This is a genomic window from Dehalococcoidales bacterium (assembly GCA_028716225.1).
Lineage (GTDB): Bacteria > Chloroflexota > Dehalococcoidia > Dehalococcoidales > UBA5760 > UBA5760.
Window position 1 is genome coordinate 1 of record JAQUQE010000026.1, and the last position, 16654, is coordinate 16654.

Consider the following 16654-nt stretch of genomic DNA (forward strand, 5'->3'; position numbering starts at 1 on the left):
CTGTCAGCTCTATTCTATAAGACTGAACAACCATAAGCAAGTTCAGAAAAAGATGTTTCAATGCGTTTGTGATGATTTGCGTCATATGGCGTTGTCTAACTACAACTTTATCTCTGTTTTACTCGTGAAACCAAGGTATCTCGGTTAGTTAAGCGAGGGGGTATCATTTCCCAGATACTGAGATTAGCAACATAATGTGCTTTTCTAAAAGGAAAGTGCTAAATGGCTCTAATTTAGGCTGGGGAGTCGGTTTGTAACCTGAAGACTGGGGTGCATATTACATTATTTGGCTTTAGAGGATACACTTTGATCAGGAAATCAAGAAAGCCAGATTAGGTAACAACATAAGCTAAAGTTCAATACTCATCTGTCCTTATCAGCCAGCCCATAGCTCTGACCGCCTGGAAATAAGGTTTGCGATATTTTATAGATTCAGTATAATGGAACCATGTTAATGATTATAGTATAGGTCGTCACGGTATATTTCATCTGCCTGATTGGATAGCAGAATATGGTTCGAGTAAGAGTAGACCACCCGGCTACCAATAACTTATTCTCTGTAAACCCTTCTCTAGCCAGACAGTGGCATCCCACCAAGAATGGACAACTCACTCCCAGAGATGTTACCCCGCACTCCAGCAGGAGGGTCTGGTGGATTTGCGCCAAGGGGCATGAATGGCAGGCGACGATCGCTCGCCGAAGCGATAGAACCGGTTGCCCGTACTGTGCGGGACACGCCGTATGCGAAGATAACTGTCTGGCGACATTGAACCCATCTCTAGCCAGGCAGTGGCATCCAACCAGGAATGGTCAACTCACTCCGAAAGATGTTACTCAGTACTCATATAAGAAGGTCTGGTGGATTTGTTCTAAGGGGCACGAATGGCAGGCAAGAATTTGTAACAGAAGCAGGGGAGCCGGCTGCCCTTATTGTATCGGCAAAGCTGTATGCGATGATAACTGCCTGGCCACATTGAACCCAGAGCTGGCCCAGCAGTGGTATCCCCCCAAGAATGGACAACTCACTCCGAAGGATGTGCCCCCCCACTCCAGTAAGAAGGTCTGGTGGCTGTGCCCCAATGGTCATGTGTGGAGGGCTAGTGTTGACCGCAGAAGTCGAGGCGTGGGCTGTCCCTACTGTGCCGGGCAAGCCGTATGCGATGATAACTGTCTGGCTACGCTTAACCCATCTTTAGCCAGACAGTGGCATCCCACTAAGAATGGTCAACTCACTCCGAATGACGTTACCGCAAACTCCAGGAAGAAAGTTTGGTGGCTGTGCCCCAATGGTCATGTGTGGAGGGCTAGTGTTGACCGCAGAAGTCGAGGCGTGGGCTGTCCCTACTGTGCCGGGCAAGCCGTATGCGATGATAACTGTCTGGCTACGCTTAACCCATCTTTAGCCAGACAGTGGCATCCCACTAAGAATGGTCAACTCACTCCGAATGACGTTACCGCAAACTCCAGGAAGAAAGTTTGGTGGCTATGCCCGGAAGGACATGAATGGCAGTCCTTGATTACCAGCAGGAACTATGGATCGGGTTGTCCTTATTGTACCAGAAAACCACGCAAGTAAGACTAGTTGTCAACGGTGTATTTCGATATAAAAGAAGAGCCCCCCGAGAATCTCGGGGGGCTCTTTCAGTCTCTAAGATTCGAAGCGAGAAGGGCTAGGAGTTAGGATGATCTCCTGCTCCGAACAATCAGGACAATGACCACCACAATCAGCGCCGCTCCGATGCCGATCACAGCGTAGATCCAGGTTGGGGTTATCTGCTGGACCGGAGGTATGTTGATTTCCGGTGGTGGTGTTGGTGCCGGGGGCTCAACGATAACCTCTTCAGCAGCGATGGCAAAAGTGCCGACATCGCTCTGGCTCATCATGGTGTTGTCCTTCCAGGCGGTTACCTGCCAGTAGTAGGTGGTCTCGTAGTCCAGGGTGCCCGAGTAGGCGTAGGCGGTACCGCTGACATCAGCACTGGCCAGGGCGCCGGAGAGGTCGGGGTTAGCCGAGAGGACGAAGCTGTAGGTGGTGGCGTCGTAGACGCTGCTCCAGGAGAAGCCGACTCCGGTGCGCTGAGTAACTACCGCGCCCTGTTCGGGGGCGATCAGCTGAACCGCGTTAGCCGAAGAGGCCTCAACGGTGAAGCTCCAGGTCTCGGACCAGGGGCTGTGGACGCACTCGTCGGTCTCGGTGTTGGCCTCTCTAACGTGCCAGGTGTAGGTGCGGCCGCACTCCAGAGGTGACTGGTAGCCGCTGGTACAGCTATCCACATATTTCTCAGTACCGTTCCAGTAGAGTGTGGGCGGGTCGCCGCTGATCTCGATCTCCTCGATGGAAGCGATGACGTTGCCGTCCTCGTCCATGATCTCGATGTCGTAGCTGCAGGCCAGGCACATTCTCTCCCACTCGAAGGTGAGCGCAGCGCTTGAGCAGCTGGCGCAGACGTCGCAGGCCACGATGGCCCCGTCCTCAGGGGAGGTCAGTTCCGGGCCGTGTTTGGCAGCGCAGTCCTCGTAGCTCCAGAGCAGGCCGCAGTTCTCGCCGATGACATCGTAGAAATCCCAGTCGATGGCCCAGAGTACGGAGTTGGTGTCCGGGCTAAGGCAGCCGCAGATGCGCAGTGATGAAGGCTCGGGACCGAACCATTCACCCTCCTCTAATTGCCAGTCAACGTCGTCACACCTATCTTGAGGGGATAACCCGGCTATCAGGTAGTCCCAGTCCTCGGTGCCGCAGCAGTCGGTCTCGCAGGGGGTCAGGTTGCGGGCCACGCCGCTGTACACATCGTACCCATTACCAATATCACCTTCGCCGAAACGGTCGCAGAGACAATCCGAGTCTTCGACCAGAATCTCGTAGCTGGAGGCATACAGGGTGCCCTCGCGGGCAACCACGATGCCGGTATAGTAAGTATCCAGGGCATTGAGGTCATCCCAGGCGCCTTCGCTGAGGTCGGTGCGGAAGATGCCCGTGCCGTCAATAGCAGCATAGACGATGTTCTCGCAAACCGGGTCACAGGCAACATGTACTACACCACCGTCGCCGGGCAGGTCATCGGTAACGTCCCAGGTCTCGCCGCCGTCCTCGGACCAGGCGACCGGCTCGTCACCGGCACCGCCGACGACAACCCAGCCCTGCTTGCAGCAGGAAGTTATGCTGTGACCGTAGTCGAGGCCGGTGTCTACGCCGTCGGAGGGGCGCCGTCCGTACTGGGTGGAGGTAGAGACCTGGCCGTTCTCATCGAGGATGTAGACGATGTTCTCGCTCTCAACGGCGAAGTCCTGGATGGTCAGCTTCTGGTTGACCGCCTTGTTCCAGCACTGGCCGCAGTCGCGGCTGTAGTAGAGGTTCTCGGTATCCTGAATGCCCATGTAGATGGTGCAGCATTCGGTGTCCTCGTCGCAGGGCAGCCGCAGCAGGATGTTGGGAGTCTCTTCGTCCTCTGCAAGAAGATCATAATCAGCCCAGTCGCCGTGGTAGACGCGCTCCCAGGTGTCGCCGTTGTCGTAGCTGCGCCAGACGGAGTCGCAGGCGAACCAGCCTGCATTTTCATCATAGGTATCGCAGCAGTCGCGGTCATCTATTATGCAGGGGTACCTCCCCGAGAGGTAAGGAGTACAGGGTAGGCCGAGAGTTGGTTCTGTAGGTGTTTCAACTTCGACCAATGCCGAGTTGATGGTGGAGAGGTAGATCACGCTGCAGTCGGGGCAGACCGCCAGGTCGGAGAGGAAGTCGATATCGGTGTCGATTAAGCCGATCTGGTTGAAGGAGACGGCGTCATCGAGGCTCACCGAGAAGGCGGACTCGTCAAGGGCATTGCCCGGTACTCCCCCATTTTCTCCCAGATACCAACCTTCAAAACCCCACATAACCGAGTTCAGAAATTCATTCAATTCACCAGCGTCAGCGATATCAAAGGCGTCGTACATGTAGGTCTGGCTGCCGGTGGTGGTGGCGAAGGCCTTCTCACCGTCTTCGGTGTAGGTCACCACCGCGTACATGGGTCCCGAGGGGTCCTTGCAGGCGCACTCCCACTCGGGGCAGCAGTCATCGAGCTCTACGGTGTGGTAGACCGCCACGCCGGCGCAGGCCTCAATACAGGATGGGTCAAAGGCTAAAATATTCGGGAACCCTCCATCTAAGGTAACATCAATATCGAAGCCCAGGGTGCCCACCATCGCCTTACAGGTGTCGGCGTCACCGTGGACATCGATGCTGGCCAGCAGCGGGTCTCCCGAGGGTCCGCAGCGCATGGAGAGGTCATCGCAGTCCTCGGAGATGAAGACGAAGCCGCCAGCCTGCTCGCTTACCGAATGAATGGCATCGACGTAGAGATAGACGTTGTTGGCGCTGCCATCCTGTCCGTCGAAGTCGGCGGGCAGGGCGAAGCCCATCATGTAGCGGCCATAGAAGGTAAAGAGTGCCGCTCCTTCATCGGTTACCTGGACCGGGGCATTGCCAAAGCCGGCCTCGGCGTTCCAGGCGCCGCCGCCATCCCAGGTGCCTTCGATGAGATAGGGGTAGTGGTACCAGGACACGTCGTCATCTACCGGTCCACCGACGCCCATGGCGACGATGGTGTCGTCCATGTCGAAGTTGGGCGAGAAGTCAACGGCAACGATGCCGGTGGAGAATATCTCCCAATCCTGAGTGTCACAGGGGTCTTCGCTGGCCCCGTCCCAGCCGTCGTAGCAGCGGGTGTCTTCCCAGCCTCCGGTGAGCCAGGTCCCTGCCTCGAGACGGAAGATGGCACCGGGTGCGCCGACACCGGGATCAACAGGAGCTAATGGATCCACGCTCGGATCAGCTATAAAAAGACTGTTAACGGTAGCGGTACCGGCCAGGGCGATGTTGTGGATGCCGTCCCGCTCGATGGAGATGGCCATGTCGGCGATGGTGACCATGTTCTCGGCGCCGTCAACCACCGGGTGGGCGTAGGTGAAGTTATCCCCGCCATCCTCGGAGGCGACTACAAAGGGAACGACATTTACGCCGCTAGGATGATTAGGATTTGGAATCAGTGTAGATCCAACTGAGTCGTTATCGAAATATCCAGCCACGGCGATCCAGTCGTCATCGTCGGGGGCACTCGCCACCAGGTTCAGGCTGACGATTTCCCAGGACTCGAAGGGAAGACTGGAGGCATCGACGACGTTCTCGGTGATGTCGCTCCAGGTGACGCCGCCGTCATCCGACTTGACCAAGGCCCAGGTGCTCCACCCTTCATCATCTTCTCCCTCAGTCAATGGGTCAGGGTCATTAAAATAGCCGACCTCGGTGCAGCCGGCGTTCAGCTCGAGGATGGCGTAAACGATGTCGCCCTCGTCGCCGCCGACGGCGTAGTCGAGGATGTCGGAGCTGGGCAGGATGACCATGTCATCCCAGCTCGGCGTGCCGACCGGGCCCCATTCCATCTCGTCGGCCTGGGCCGCCGGAGAAGCTATGAAAGCAGCGCCCAGCGAGAAGACGAGACCAAGGGTCAGTCCCACGCCAAGTATCTTAGATATTAGTTTAGTTTTCATCGACCTAAATTTTCTCCTTAATTTTTAGTACTACCTTTTCTCCAGATAAAGACATATCAACATATACCTCTTTTTCTCTGTGGAGAAAGGCTATGTTTTCTGGTTTTCGGATATGCACCTAGTATCAAGGGCGTTCCCCTTCGGGGTAGAGGTATCTGGAATATCCCTCCGGGCTCTATCTATGGCATCACCTCCTTGGCCTAGTAACTCAATTGTTATTATACCATAGTCTGTCAATAGGTCAAGGCATTCCCTCAATCCGTGGATTTTAGGGAAAGGACGGGGGTTATGGCAAAAACTGAGGGTTTTCAGGTTCGCAACAGCAATTGAATAATCGCCAACTGTTAAGAAATGTCCTTTGGCGGGTGGTCAGTCGATTATTTGGACAGTAAAATTACCGCTGAGGGCAAACCCTACCCCTCCCAACTGTCGGCTTGGGGAATCGTCCTGTAGAAAACCGATTGTCTTTGGTGGCTTTAGCTGGTATCCCACATCAATTGCCGGATCCTTATCTGCGCTGGAGCAATCAGCGCCTTCAGTATCCGGTCGGCTATGCGCAGCAGCGTCTGCCCGGCATGCTTTATGACGCGACCCATCACGGTGAACACCGAAAATCGCAGTCGCTTAGGGTGGGCACTAGCGTATTCCTCAGGTAGGGCCACCTTTTTCATAAGCTGGAGCAGATTATGTGTAATCACCTGTAGCCTTAACCAGGCAGCGTTGGCGCCATGTTTACCGCTGGGAAATACGCCAGCCGCAAGCTCGTTGGCTAAGATATGGTGTACCTGCTCAATAGTGCCTGCCTTGCCTCGTTGCCACTCCAGTAAAGCTTGCCCCTCCATATCCCATCGGTTGCTGACCACGGCAAAGTGGCGCACACTCGTGCCATCCCTGAAAAACTCCCCTTGCTGGCGGCGTATCCTTACCGCAACATACCGGTAAGGGTAGCTATCTCTCCTCTCATAATGCCGAGTAGGTACATAGGGCACCTCAGCCCACTCCTTTACTACCCCGTCTTTCTCGATTTTCCACAAATGCCAGGCGTCCTCGGCCAGCCTTTCGATTTCGGCTTTAAGACCTCGGCTCATATCAGCACTGACAGCAAACTCCCAGCCACGGCTGCGCCAGTGGTCTAAAGCTTCCTGCTGATAAGCCGCTGAATCGGAGCGCACCTTTACCCGCCACGAACCCGGTGGCAGCATAGCGTAGGCTTCATCTACCAGCCGGGTTATATCCTTAGACGGGGAGACATTACCCTGCCTGAATTCGTCGTCCAGCACCAGCATAGTCTCTGCCCAGGATACCTTTGCTGATTGAAAGGCCTTATACCCTTCATAACAATGCTGGGCTCCCTCTTTTGTGGTTTCTACCAACTGGACATCTACATCCAGGGTGACATCCCACTCCGGATGAACAGCCGTAATATAAGCCAATATAGCTCGTCGATTTACTTCTCTCAAGCCCACCAGAGACTTCGATTCCAACGGTATGAAACTGCCTTGCAGCGGCTGGCCTATCATGAGCGCCTCATCGTGGAACCTGTCTAACCACTGCCGTGCTGTCTCCGGAGCTGGTGGGCGATAGCCAAGTAATACCTCCAGGCCTTCATCCTCTCGTAACCTCTCCATATCGTCAATACAATCGCCACCCAAAGCACTTAACAATGCAAAGCTCTCCACGATTTGCCCTTGCTTAAGCCCCTTGGCCGACCCCTTCTGCGGTAGCACCTTGTTAGCTGCGGCCTCTAAGCCAGAGCGGCGGAATAACTCCACAAGCAGAGAGGCACCAGCCCATGGGGTCGATGCCTCCCGTAAACCTCCCACTATCTCGGCACCCAGGACTTTATCTTTCTGCCTCATCATCACCTCCTGGGTGATAGTTTATCACTCCTGGGTCATGACTGCATCACGACAAAATCCACGGATCGGGGGCATTCCTTAATCCACCATCAAAAATGATTGACGGAACCTTCTTGGTGCGTAGCGCAAAGCTGAACTATAATAAAAGCAAGACAAAAAACTATCACCAAAGGGGTGAACGAACAATGACACAAGGAGTTTTGCCGTTCCGATATGAATGCGAGCGCACCGGCTCGGGAATGACAGCACTGGCGGGCCTGCTTCCCTACGTGGAGTTGGCAGCAGTATCCGGGTTGAGTGACTCCATCCGCCGCCATCTGCAAGTATGCGTCGACCAAAAGCAGGGTTGGACCGACAGCCAGATTGTCCTGCCGCTGGTATTGCTCAATGTGGCCGGTGGCAATTCAGTGGATGACCTACAGATATTGGAGAGGGACGAAGGTTTTGCCAAAGTGTTGCGCCGGATAGAGATGCACGGAATTCGGCGCAGGGAGCGCCGGGAGCTGGAGCGGCGGTGGCGTAAGGAACGAAAACGGGCAGTACCCTCACCATCGGCAGTCTTCCGCTATCTGGGAGCGTTCGACAAGCCAGGCGAGGAGGCAAAGCGGGTGGTGGGACACGCCTTTATCCCGGCGCCCAATGAGCATCTGCAGGCACTGGTTCGGGTGAACGAGGACTTCCTGCGATTCGCCCAGCGGAAATCACCGCAGTCTGAGGCTACGCTGGAGGAGGATGCCACCCTGGTGGAAACGTTTAAGCAGGAAGCCCTGTATTGCTACCAGGGGTACAGGGCTTATCAGCCACTGACTATCCGCTGGGCGGAGCAAGATCTGGTGGTGATTTCAGAGTTCCGGGATGGCAATGTTCCCGCCAGCTATGAGAACCTACGAGTATTCCAGCAGGCTTTGGCACTGCTGCCGGCGGGTGTAGTCAAGGTTTATCTTCGCGGCGATACCGCGACTTACCAGCGGGATATTCTGAGCTACTGCGCAGAGGGGAAGAACGAACGGTTCGGGGTCATTGAGTTTGCCGTTGGGGTGGATGTGACGCCGGAATTCAAGCGGGCGGTGGCTGAAGTCGAGGAAGGCGAATGGCATCAGTTGGAACGCCAAGTGGACGGGAAGACGCTGCCGACGGGGCAAGAATGGGCCGAGGTCTATTTCGTGCCTAATTGGACGGCGCAGCGCAAGGATGGCCCCACTTATCGCTTCTTGGCTATTCGTGAGTTGCTGCAGCAAGCGGAGATGCCGGGACTCGAAGCCCAGCTCCCCTTCCCCACCATGACCTTTGGTGAGAAGCGCTATAAGCTGTTTGGCCTGGCGACCAATCGGAGCCTTCCCGGAGACAAGCTCATCTGGTGGTCCCGGGAGCGCTGTGGCAAGGGTAAGGAGATACACAAGATTATGAAGGAGGACCTGGCCGGCGGTCAGCTGCCCTCGGCTCGTTTCGGCGCCAACGCCGCCTGGTGGGGAATTATGGTTCTCGCCTTCAACCTGAACTCCGTGATGAAGCGACTGGTACTGCCCAAGGGGTGGGCTCCCAAGCGGCTGAAGGCAATCCGGTTTGGGTTTATCCACGTAGCCGGTCGTTTGCTGGTCCGCTCCCGACAGCTCATCATTCGTCTGAGTAATGGTCACCCGGCTTATGAACTGCTTATGGAGGTGCGAAGGCGCCTCTGGGCTCTCTGGGATGCCGCGCCAGCCTGTGTGGCTGCTCGGTCGCCCTGACGCCCCTGAGGGTAAACCTATGACCAGACCTGGGCGGTTGCGTAACGATGACCTCGGGGGACGGAAAGACATGTCTCTTTCAGGGCGAAACCCCCTGTGGAACAACTCGAGGACTGGTTGAGAGGCGAAATATAGCCTTTGGTGGGTCTGAAGAGTGAACTGGAAGGCTTGGGGTCACTGTAGCAACCCCAAAACCCAAAATATTTTTATCAGATGGTGGATTTTGGGCATTCATTTTGTAAATCCATAACAAACGTCGTCAACATCCGTTCTTATGGATTCGGTAAACAGAAGACAATAGAAGAAAAAACCTTAAATAGCGTAGCCAGGAATAAAATCAAATTAGGTGGGGTTCCTTCATTATTAATATAATGTAATCAAGATCAAATTACCGGACGGATATCAGCATTGCATTCAGTAGGGGAAACAGAGCGGGCTGTTTTTGAATTTCCGTAGTGCACATATGGGTGTATCTCATCGTGGTCGCAATACTCTCATATCCCATGATAACTCTCAGGTTTGCAGATTGGCCCCGTTACTGACTGCTGACCTGCCGATCTTGATTTATGAGTATCACACGACCCTTGGTTTTGGAATACCTTACTAAGTCCAGGGAAGCCCGTGTAGACAACATGGTGCACCTTGCCCTCCTGGCCAAACCCACATAAGGTGTGTAGGGACTCCGTTCGGCTGATGAACCCGTATCTAACCGCTAGGTCGGGAGCTAGGAAAAGAGAGGCTGGCCGGAGCTATTGACCTTTCGGAATAGATGATATAAGAAATATATATAACCACAATTAAACTGCCTATTGACAGACTATGGTATAATAAAAATGGTCAAAAATGGAACCAAAGTATATCGCGCTAAAGTATAGCGAGAATATAGCGAGAAAAGGAGGTGGTGTTATAGAGAGAGCCCGGAGGAAAGCTTCCTTACCTGATTCCGAAGGGGAACGCCCTTGATATCAGGAGCATATCCGAAAACTCGAAAACATAGCCTTTCTCCACAGAGAAAAAGAGGTATATGTTGATATATCTTTATCTGGAGAGAGGAAATACTTAAAATTTAAGGAGAAAATTTAGGTCGATGAAAACCAAACTAATTTCTAAGATTTTAGGCGTAGGACTGGCCCTTGGTCTGACTCTTTCGCTGGGTGCCGCCTTCATTGCCGCCCCCGCGGTGCAGGCCGACGAGATGGAATGGGGCCAGGTCAACACGCCGAGCTGGGAGGATATGGTTATCCTGCCCGGCTCCGATATAATCGACTACGCCGTCGGCGGCGACGAGGGCGAGATCGTCTTTGCCGTGCTCGAGCTGTTTAGCGAGTGCACCGAGGTCGGCTATCAGAGTCGTGAAGGCGGTGGCGGAGAAGATTATTTTGCCCTGGTTATGTCCGATGACGGAGGGGTCACCTGGAGCGACATCACCGAGGCTGTCGTCGAGGCCAGCAGCGCTCCCTGGGATGCTGATCACATCGATCCCACCGACATCATGAGCCTGAACCTGGTGGCGCTGGCGCCCGATGACGAGGACTGGGTGGCCGTGGCCGGCTACTACGATGGTGATAAATTGTTGGGTCCGACCGCTACTGGAACACCCTTCGTGGTCGCCTCCGAGGACGGCGGCTCTAACTTCACCTACGCCCACCCAATAGAAGATGGCGGCATCTGGATGGATCTCATGATGGACATGGCCATCTCGCCCGCGGTGGGCAGCATCCACAACATCGCCCTGGCCGGTAGAGCTGACGATACTATTGGTAGCAGTGGTTATGGTGTCGTCTTTCGCCTCGAGGCGGGGACATGGCTCACCGGCGGCTGGGAAGACACCCGCTGCTACGCCGGCTGGGATGGCGCCGGTGACGAACCCTGTGACGATGGTGACTGGACTATATGGTCCGATGCTGTCGTTGCCGTTGACTTCTCGCCCAACTTCGACATGGACGACACCATCGTCTGCATGAGCGTTGCCGATATTGATGATGATTGGGAAGCTCATCTGCCCTTCCTGCAGGAAGGTACCTGGAATGGCGGCGGTGCCTGGAACGCCGAGGCCGGCTTTGGCAGCGCCCCGCTCCAGATAACCGACGAAGGCACTACCCTGCTTACCATCGCCGCCCGCTACATGATGGGCTTTGCCCTGCCCGCCGACTTCGATGGCCAGGACGGCAGCGCCAACAACATCTACCTCTACGTTAACGCGCTTCACACCACCAGCTGGGAGGTTGGCGGCTTTGTCTTCATCTCCGAGGACTGCGACGATCTCTCCATGCGCTGCGGCCCCTCCGGAGACCCGGTGCTGGCCAGCATCGACGTCTATGGTGATGCCGACACCTGCAAGGCGGTGGTGGGCACCCTGGGTGTTGATATTGAGTTTGATGAGGGGGACTATTTAGTATCAGAGGTTGAACCCTGTGCCGGCGTGGCGGTCTACCACACCGTTGAGCTCGACGACTGCTGCCCGGAGTGGGAGTGCGCCTGCAAGGACCCCTCCGGCCCGACCCTGGCGGTAGTGATGTACACCCCCGACGGTGAGAAGGTCTACGCCACCACCAGCGGCAGCCGGACCTTCCTCTGGGAAACCGAGGGTGGCGACGGCGAGTCTTTCACCGATGATTGGGATAGCTGGCTTGGAAATGCCCTCGATGAGTCCGCCTTTTCGGTGAGCCTCGATGACGCCGTCTCCTTTAACCAGATCGGCTTAATCGACACCGATATCGACATGCTGTCCGATGTCGTGGTCTGCCCGGACTGCAGCGTGATCTACCTCTCCAGCATCAATGTGGAAGATACTCAATGGGATGGTGGAAGGTACCCGTGCGCACTTGACGATGACTACTGTGAAGAAGACGGCCCTCCGGGCTGGTTCGCCTGCGACTCCATCTGGAGGAGCTACGACAACGGCGACACCTGGGAGCGCGTCTACCACGGCGACTGGTCCGATGCCAACTGGTCAGGCGGTGAATGGTGGGAGAGCGACGGAGAGCCCGACCGGATACTGCTGAGGCTGCCCTGCGACGACCTCGACGAGTGCTGCACGATCTACATGGGCATCCAGGATACCGAGGACCTCTACTACAGCCGCGACTGCGGCCAGTGCTGGAACAAGGCGGTCAACCAGAAGCTGACCATCCAGGACTTCGCCGTTGAGAGCGAGAACATCGTCTATATCCTGGACCGCTCCGGCCAGGTATCCACCTCGACCCAGTACGGCCGGCGCCCGTCTGATGGCGTCGACACCGGCGTTGACCGCGGTCACATGATAATCTCCTGCTGTGCCGAGGGCTGGGTGGTCGTTAGCGGTTCTGCTGACGAACCGGTAGCCTGGTCCGAGGACGGCGGGGAGAGCTGGGATGTTACCGATGACCTGCCCGGTGGCTCAAACGACCCCTATGATAATGCCCATATCGCCTGCGACCCGGTCTGTGAGAACATCGTCTACGCCGCTATTGACGGCGAGGGCATCTACCGCACCGACCTCAGCGAAGGCGCCTGGGATGACCTCAACGCCATGCCCTACGACTACACCGGCATCGTGGTCGCCCGCGAGGGTACCCTCTACGCCTCCAGCGACGACATCTGGGCCGACACCGACTGCTTCTGCAGCCCTGCCGCTGATCCTTTAGACGAGTGTGAACGTTATGGTGAGCCAGGCGATAGCGACTACCAGCAGTACAGTGGTGTCGCCCGCAACCTGACCCCCTGCGAGACCGACTGCTGCGGCACCGAGGACTGGGACTACCTGATTGCCGGATTAAGTCCGCGTCAATCCGAGGCCGAGGACTGTGATGAAGAGTATGAGGACTTCGATGCCCAGCCCAACGGGCTGGACATCTGCGGCTGCCTCAGCCCGGACACCAACTCGGTCCTCTGGGCCATTGACAGAAACAATTATCGAAGTGACGGAGGATATGGTTACAACGTGGTTGACGGTTCCGATGGCAGCCTGTGGAGCTACGAGGACTGCGCCGCCAAACACGGCCCGGAACTGACCTCCCCTGAGGACGGGGCAATACTTGCCTGCGACGTCTGCGACAGCTGCGTAAGCGCTGCCATGACCCTCAAGTGGGAGAGAATGTGCCTGGCCTGCAGCTACGACATCGAGATCATGGACGAGGACGGCAACGTCATCGCCGATTGGATCGATGAGGAGATTACCGGCGACCCGCCTACCTTCTACGTTGATGCAGGACTTGAGTGCGGCCGCACCTACACCTGGCACGTTCGAGAGGCCAACACCGAGACCGACGAGTGCGTCCACAGCCCCTGGTCGGAGACCTGGAGCTTCACCATCGAGGCCTCTTCGGCTAACGCGGTTCAGCTGATCGCCCCCGAACAGGGCGCGGTAGTTGCCCAGCGCACCGGAGTCGGCTTCTCCTGGAGCAGCGTCTACGACGCCACCACCTACAGCTTTGTCCTCTCGGCTAACCCCGACCTCTCCGGCGCCCTGGCCAGTGCTGATGTCAGCGGTACCGCCTACGCCTACTCGGGTACCTTGGACTACGGGACCACCTACTACTGGCAGGTAACTGCCTGGAAGGACGGCACCATGCTCTCCCAGAGCGATATCGGCACCTTTGCCGTCGCTGCTGAAGAGTACATACCGCCCGAACCGGAACCGGCCGAGCCGGTGGTGATCGATATCCCGGCCACCCAGCAGATCACCCCGATGTGGATCTATGCCATGATCGGCATCGGCGCGGCACTGGTGGTAGTGGTCATCGTCCTGATTGTCCGGAGCAGGAGACCCTCCTAACTCCTAGCTTTTCCTGACTTCGACTCTTAGAGACTAAAAAGAGCCCCCCGAAAATTCGGGGGGCTCTTTCTTTTTATGGTCTTGTTTGATTCCGCAGTAGTTTTTGCTTGATTGAACGAAAAGCCATCTCGTTCAATCGGGACTTTGATTCTGCCCGGATGCCCTTCAATTGCCACTATTTGCCTGCATTAATAGAAATAAGCAAGCGACGGACATCGTTTTCTACTTTATTCAGGTCTTCTTTTTTGGGACGCCCTCGTATATCTCCCAGGCATCCTTTAGTGCTGCGGTCTTCACGACCGTGATATTCTCCTATGGTATACCACTCGGCGATGACATCGAAACCCAGATGTTCAAAGAATTGCCCCATATATTTACAGACTGGAGTAGCCTCCCTTAATCCCGTGTGAGGCCCCGAGTAGGTACAGAACACCACTGCCCGCTTACCGGGGAGCTTAGGTGCGCATAATTTAATGTCACCCCGGCTGTCATGAAGCTTCATTTTGTTCTTTATGAAACGTTGTATCGCATCAGGAGGCAGCCACATGTACGAAGGTGCACCTAGAAACACAAGATCGTATTCATAAAGTTCCACGTCTTCTGCTTCTTCAACCTTCATTATGGTTGATGCGATGTTTTGACGTTCTAAAGTATTATGGATTGTTCTAGCTACCTTTTCGGTATTACCGGTACCTGACCAGTATATGATCAGGACGCGAAATCCCCTCTTGATATCAGGTTCGTCTTGCATCGGTAGTATGGTCCCCCTTGATCATTACACTGCTTTGATAAGATTAGTAGTCAGGCTAATCTTTAAGATCTTATCCTGATTATGACACTAGACATAGCTTAACATCAACCAATCTAGCATATGTCCAGCAGAAGTCAGCCGAAGTCTTCTGACTGAACAAATCATCGGAAAGTCAACCCCGGGTAAGTTAGAGGGCAGTTATGAGTAACGTGGCTCATCTGCATAGGGAATCATCTACTTAAGAAATACTTTACATAATTACTGTCGGTTGCCGACATTTTGCCGACAAACTGTTTACTACCAGGTATCACTTGATATTACATATAGGCACAAAACGTCCCTTTTCGCCAGACCTGGGAGTATGTAATGTTACTTGGGGGAACCAGGTGGTACATCGTGCCTCTCACTTATGACAGAAGCTATCAGGAAGTGACTTAACAATCTGGAGGTGAAGACTCTGTTTATAGAGCCTGAAAGCAATTGGGGAGGAACATACATCGAATAATCTTACGGGAAAATACAGGCAAGCTTCTTTAGCTACTACCTTTTTCAGACATTCGATTAAACTCGCTAAACATATGGTTGACCGACTCTACGATGGCTAAATATAATGATAAAGAACCGGAAACTGAAAGACCTTTGAATCTGTTTTGGTCACTGTGGCTTATTACATCCATGTAGAATCTTATTGGGAATTGCAGTGCGGCCCAGTCAACAATGGTCTCTCCAGTAACGCATTCCAGATACCTTTGGTGGAATAGCCCTGTATAATACCACGCACCTTCACGGTTCTTGTTAAGCACCATATTCAATTCCGTATCTAGGCCCATGTGCAGCGTTATCAAGTCCTTGTCTTCTATGTTCAGTAAGGACTGGATATTCTGGAATTCGGTTATTCTAATCGCCTCTTGTTGCTGTTCGGTATACTGATTCTGTGATAGCCAATTACGAAACCAGGCTGAAAACATGGGCTGCATGTAGTGATTGACTAGTTGTTTCGCCTTCTGTAGGTTGTCAGGGGTAAATTGGAATTCGGGCATTTCCCCAGTTCGTTGGAATAGTAGATATGCCCCCTGAGCCCACGAAGACCACATAGCTATTACCACATTGTCGTTTGACCTTTTACGGACAGAATCGAGGTAAGCCTTGAAGGCCGTATCAACATGTTCATTACTCTTCTCGGCTTTCCCTAGTTTAGTCTTGCCCCCTTCCTTCTCCCTTGGCACTTCTACCCTTGTCGTAGAGGCTTTGGCTTCTGTGATGACGGGAGTAGTAATGTCCTCAACTACAGGAATTCCACATTCGTCACAGAACTTACTGCCAGTTTCTAACTCTTTACCACATTGCCGACAGAACATCCTCTACCCCCTTTTCCGTATACAAGACTTATCATATACCATAATGAAATCATTCAGAGCATGTCAAACTCTGGCAGGCAGTTATCAATCCAGGGTCTTAATGAAGATGAGGTTCCAGCCAAGGCTAATGGTTTGAACTACCTCACGAAAGAGATGCCAGTTAACAGAGACCGAGCTCCTTTTTCATCGTCTTGGTACCTATTGTAACCGAGCCCAGCAGGTAGCCGGCAATTAATCGGGCTTACTCTTTTGCACCCCTCACCTTTGCATGCACTTTTTCCCGCAGCCTCTTTTATGTACTGTTTAGTGGTCTGGTTACACTTGGCCGCAAGCGTTGCACAAGCTACCCCCCCCCCCTATAGGATCCCTAGCCCGGTGGTAGTGCAAAGCTAAGAGTTCAAGAAAAGTGCAAAAACGACGTGGGGTACGCTTGCACCTGTTAACCTGAGGCTTTGCACATGTCACGTTCTCACAGCCTTGACAGAACTAAGCGTGCTGTGAGACCATGAATTGCTGTAAGGCCGGAATGAGTTGCTTTTTCTCAAACAGAAGTTCGGGAACTGTCCCGAAAGGCCCACCAATGGGTACGATACCTAGAACCGATAGTGTTTCTTGTCTCGAATTACCCGGGGGCATGGGTAAGGTATAGTTTAAGGTTATCTGCCCATCGTCAACCT

8 protein-coding genes are annotated in these 16654 nt (G+C 54.3%); 3 read left to right on the forward strand and 5 right to left on the reverse strand.

The window, feature by feature from the left end; genetic code table 11:
- Positions 1 to 511 precede the first annotated feature (511 nt).
- Positions 512 to 1576, forward strand: coding sequence for a zinc-ribbon domain-containing protein (locus PHI12_10550; protein MDD5511235.1), 1065 nt, complete (start codon positions 512 to 514; stop codon positions 1574 to 1576).
- Positions 1577 to 1677: 101 nt separating this feature from the next.
- Here PHI12_10550 and PHI12_10555 read toward each other — a convergent pair whose 3' ends face one another.
- Both PHI12_10555 and PHI12_10560 read right to left on the reverse strand, forming a co-directional pair.
- Entirely contained in the window at positions 1678 to 5526 is a 3849-nt protein-coding gene (locus PHI12_10555; GenBank protein ID MDD5511236.1) for a hypothetical protein, read from the reverse strand.
- A 476-nt stretch (positions 5527 to 6002) separates the two neighbouring features.
- Positions 6003 to 7385: an IS1380 family transposase gene (locus PHI12_10560; protein MDD5511237.1), complete on the reverse strand. Its 1383-nt coding sequence runs from the start codon at positions 7383 to 7385 to the stop codon at positions 6003 to 6005.
- Between the two features lie 185 nt (positions 7386 to 7570).
- Between PHI12_10560 and PHI12_10565 the strand changes: the two genes are divergently transcribed.
- Together PHI12_10565 and PHI12_10570 are read left to right on the forward strand one after the other, a co-directional pair.
- Complete coding sequence (locus PHI12_10565; protein ID MDD5511238.1) at positions 7571 to 9112, forward strand: IS1380 family transposase; 1542 nt, start codon at positions 7571 to 7573, stop codon at positions 9110 to 9112.
- Between the two features lie 1087 nt (positions 9113 to 10199).
- A complete protein-coding gene (locus PHI12_10570) occupies positions 10200 to 13868 on the forward strand; it encodes a hypothetical protein (protein ID MDD5511239.1) in 3669 nt (1222 codons plus the stop codon).
- A 175-nt stretch (positions 13869 to 14043) separates the two neighbouring features.
- Here the strand turns inward: PHI12_10570 and PHI12_10575 are convergent, their stop codons facing one another.
- The 3 genes from PHI12_10575 to PHI12_10585 form a co-directional block, all read right to left on the reverse strand.
- Positions 14044 to 14619, reverse strand: a complete 576-nt coding sequence (locus PHI12_10575; protein MDD5511240.1) for a flavodoxin domain-containing protein — start codon at positions 14617 to 14619, stop codon at positions 14044 to 14046.
- 533 nt (positions 14620 to 15152) lie between these two features.
- Positions 15153 to 15977, reverse strand: a complete 825-nt coding sequence (locus tag PHI12_10580) for a zinc ribbon domain-containing protein (protein ID MDD5511241.1) — start codon at positions 15975 to 15977, stop codon at positions 15153 to 15155.
- Positions 15978 to 16463: 486 nt separating this feature from the next.
- On the reverse strand, positions 16464 to 16654 hold a 191-nt coding region (locus PHI12_10585), incomplete at its 5' end, for a hypothetical protein (protein MDD5511242.1).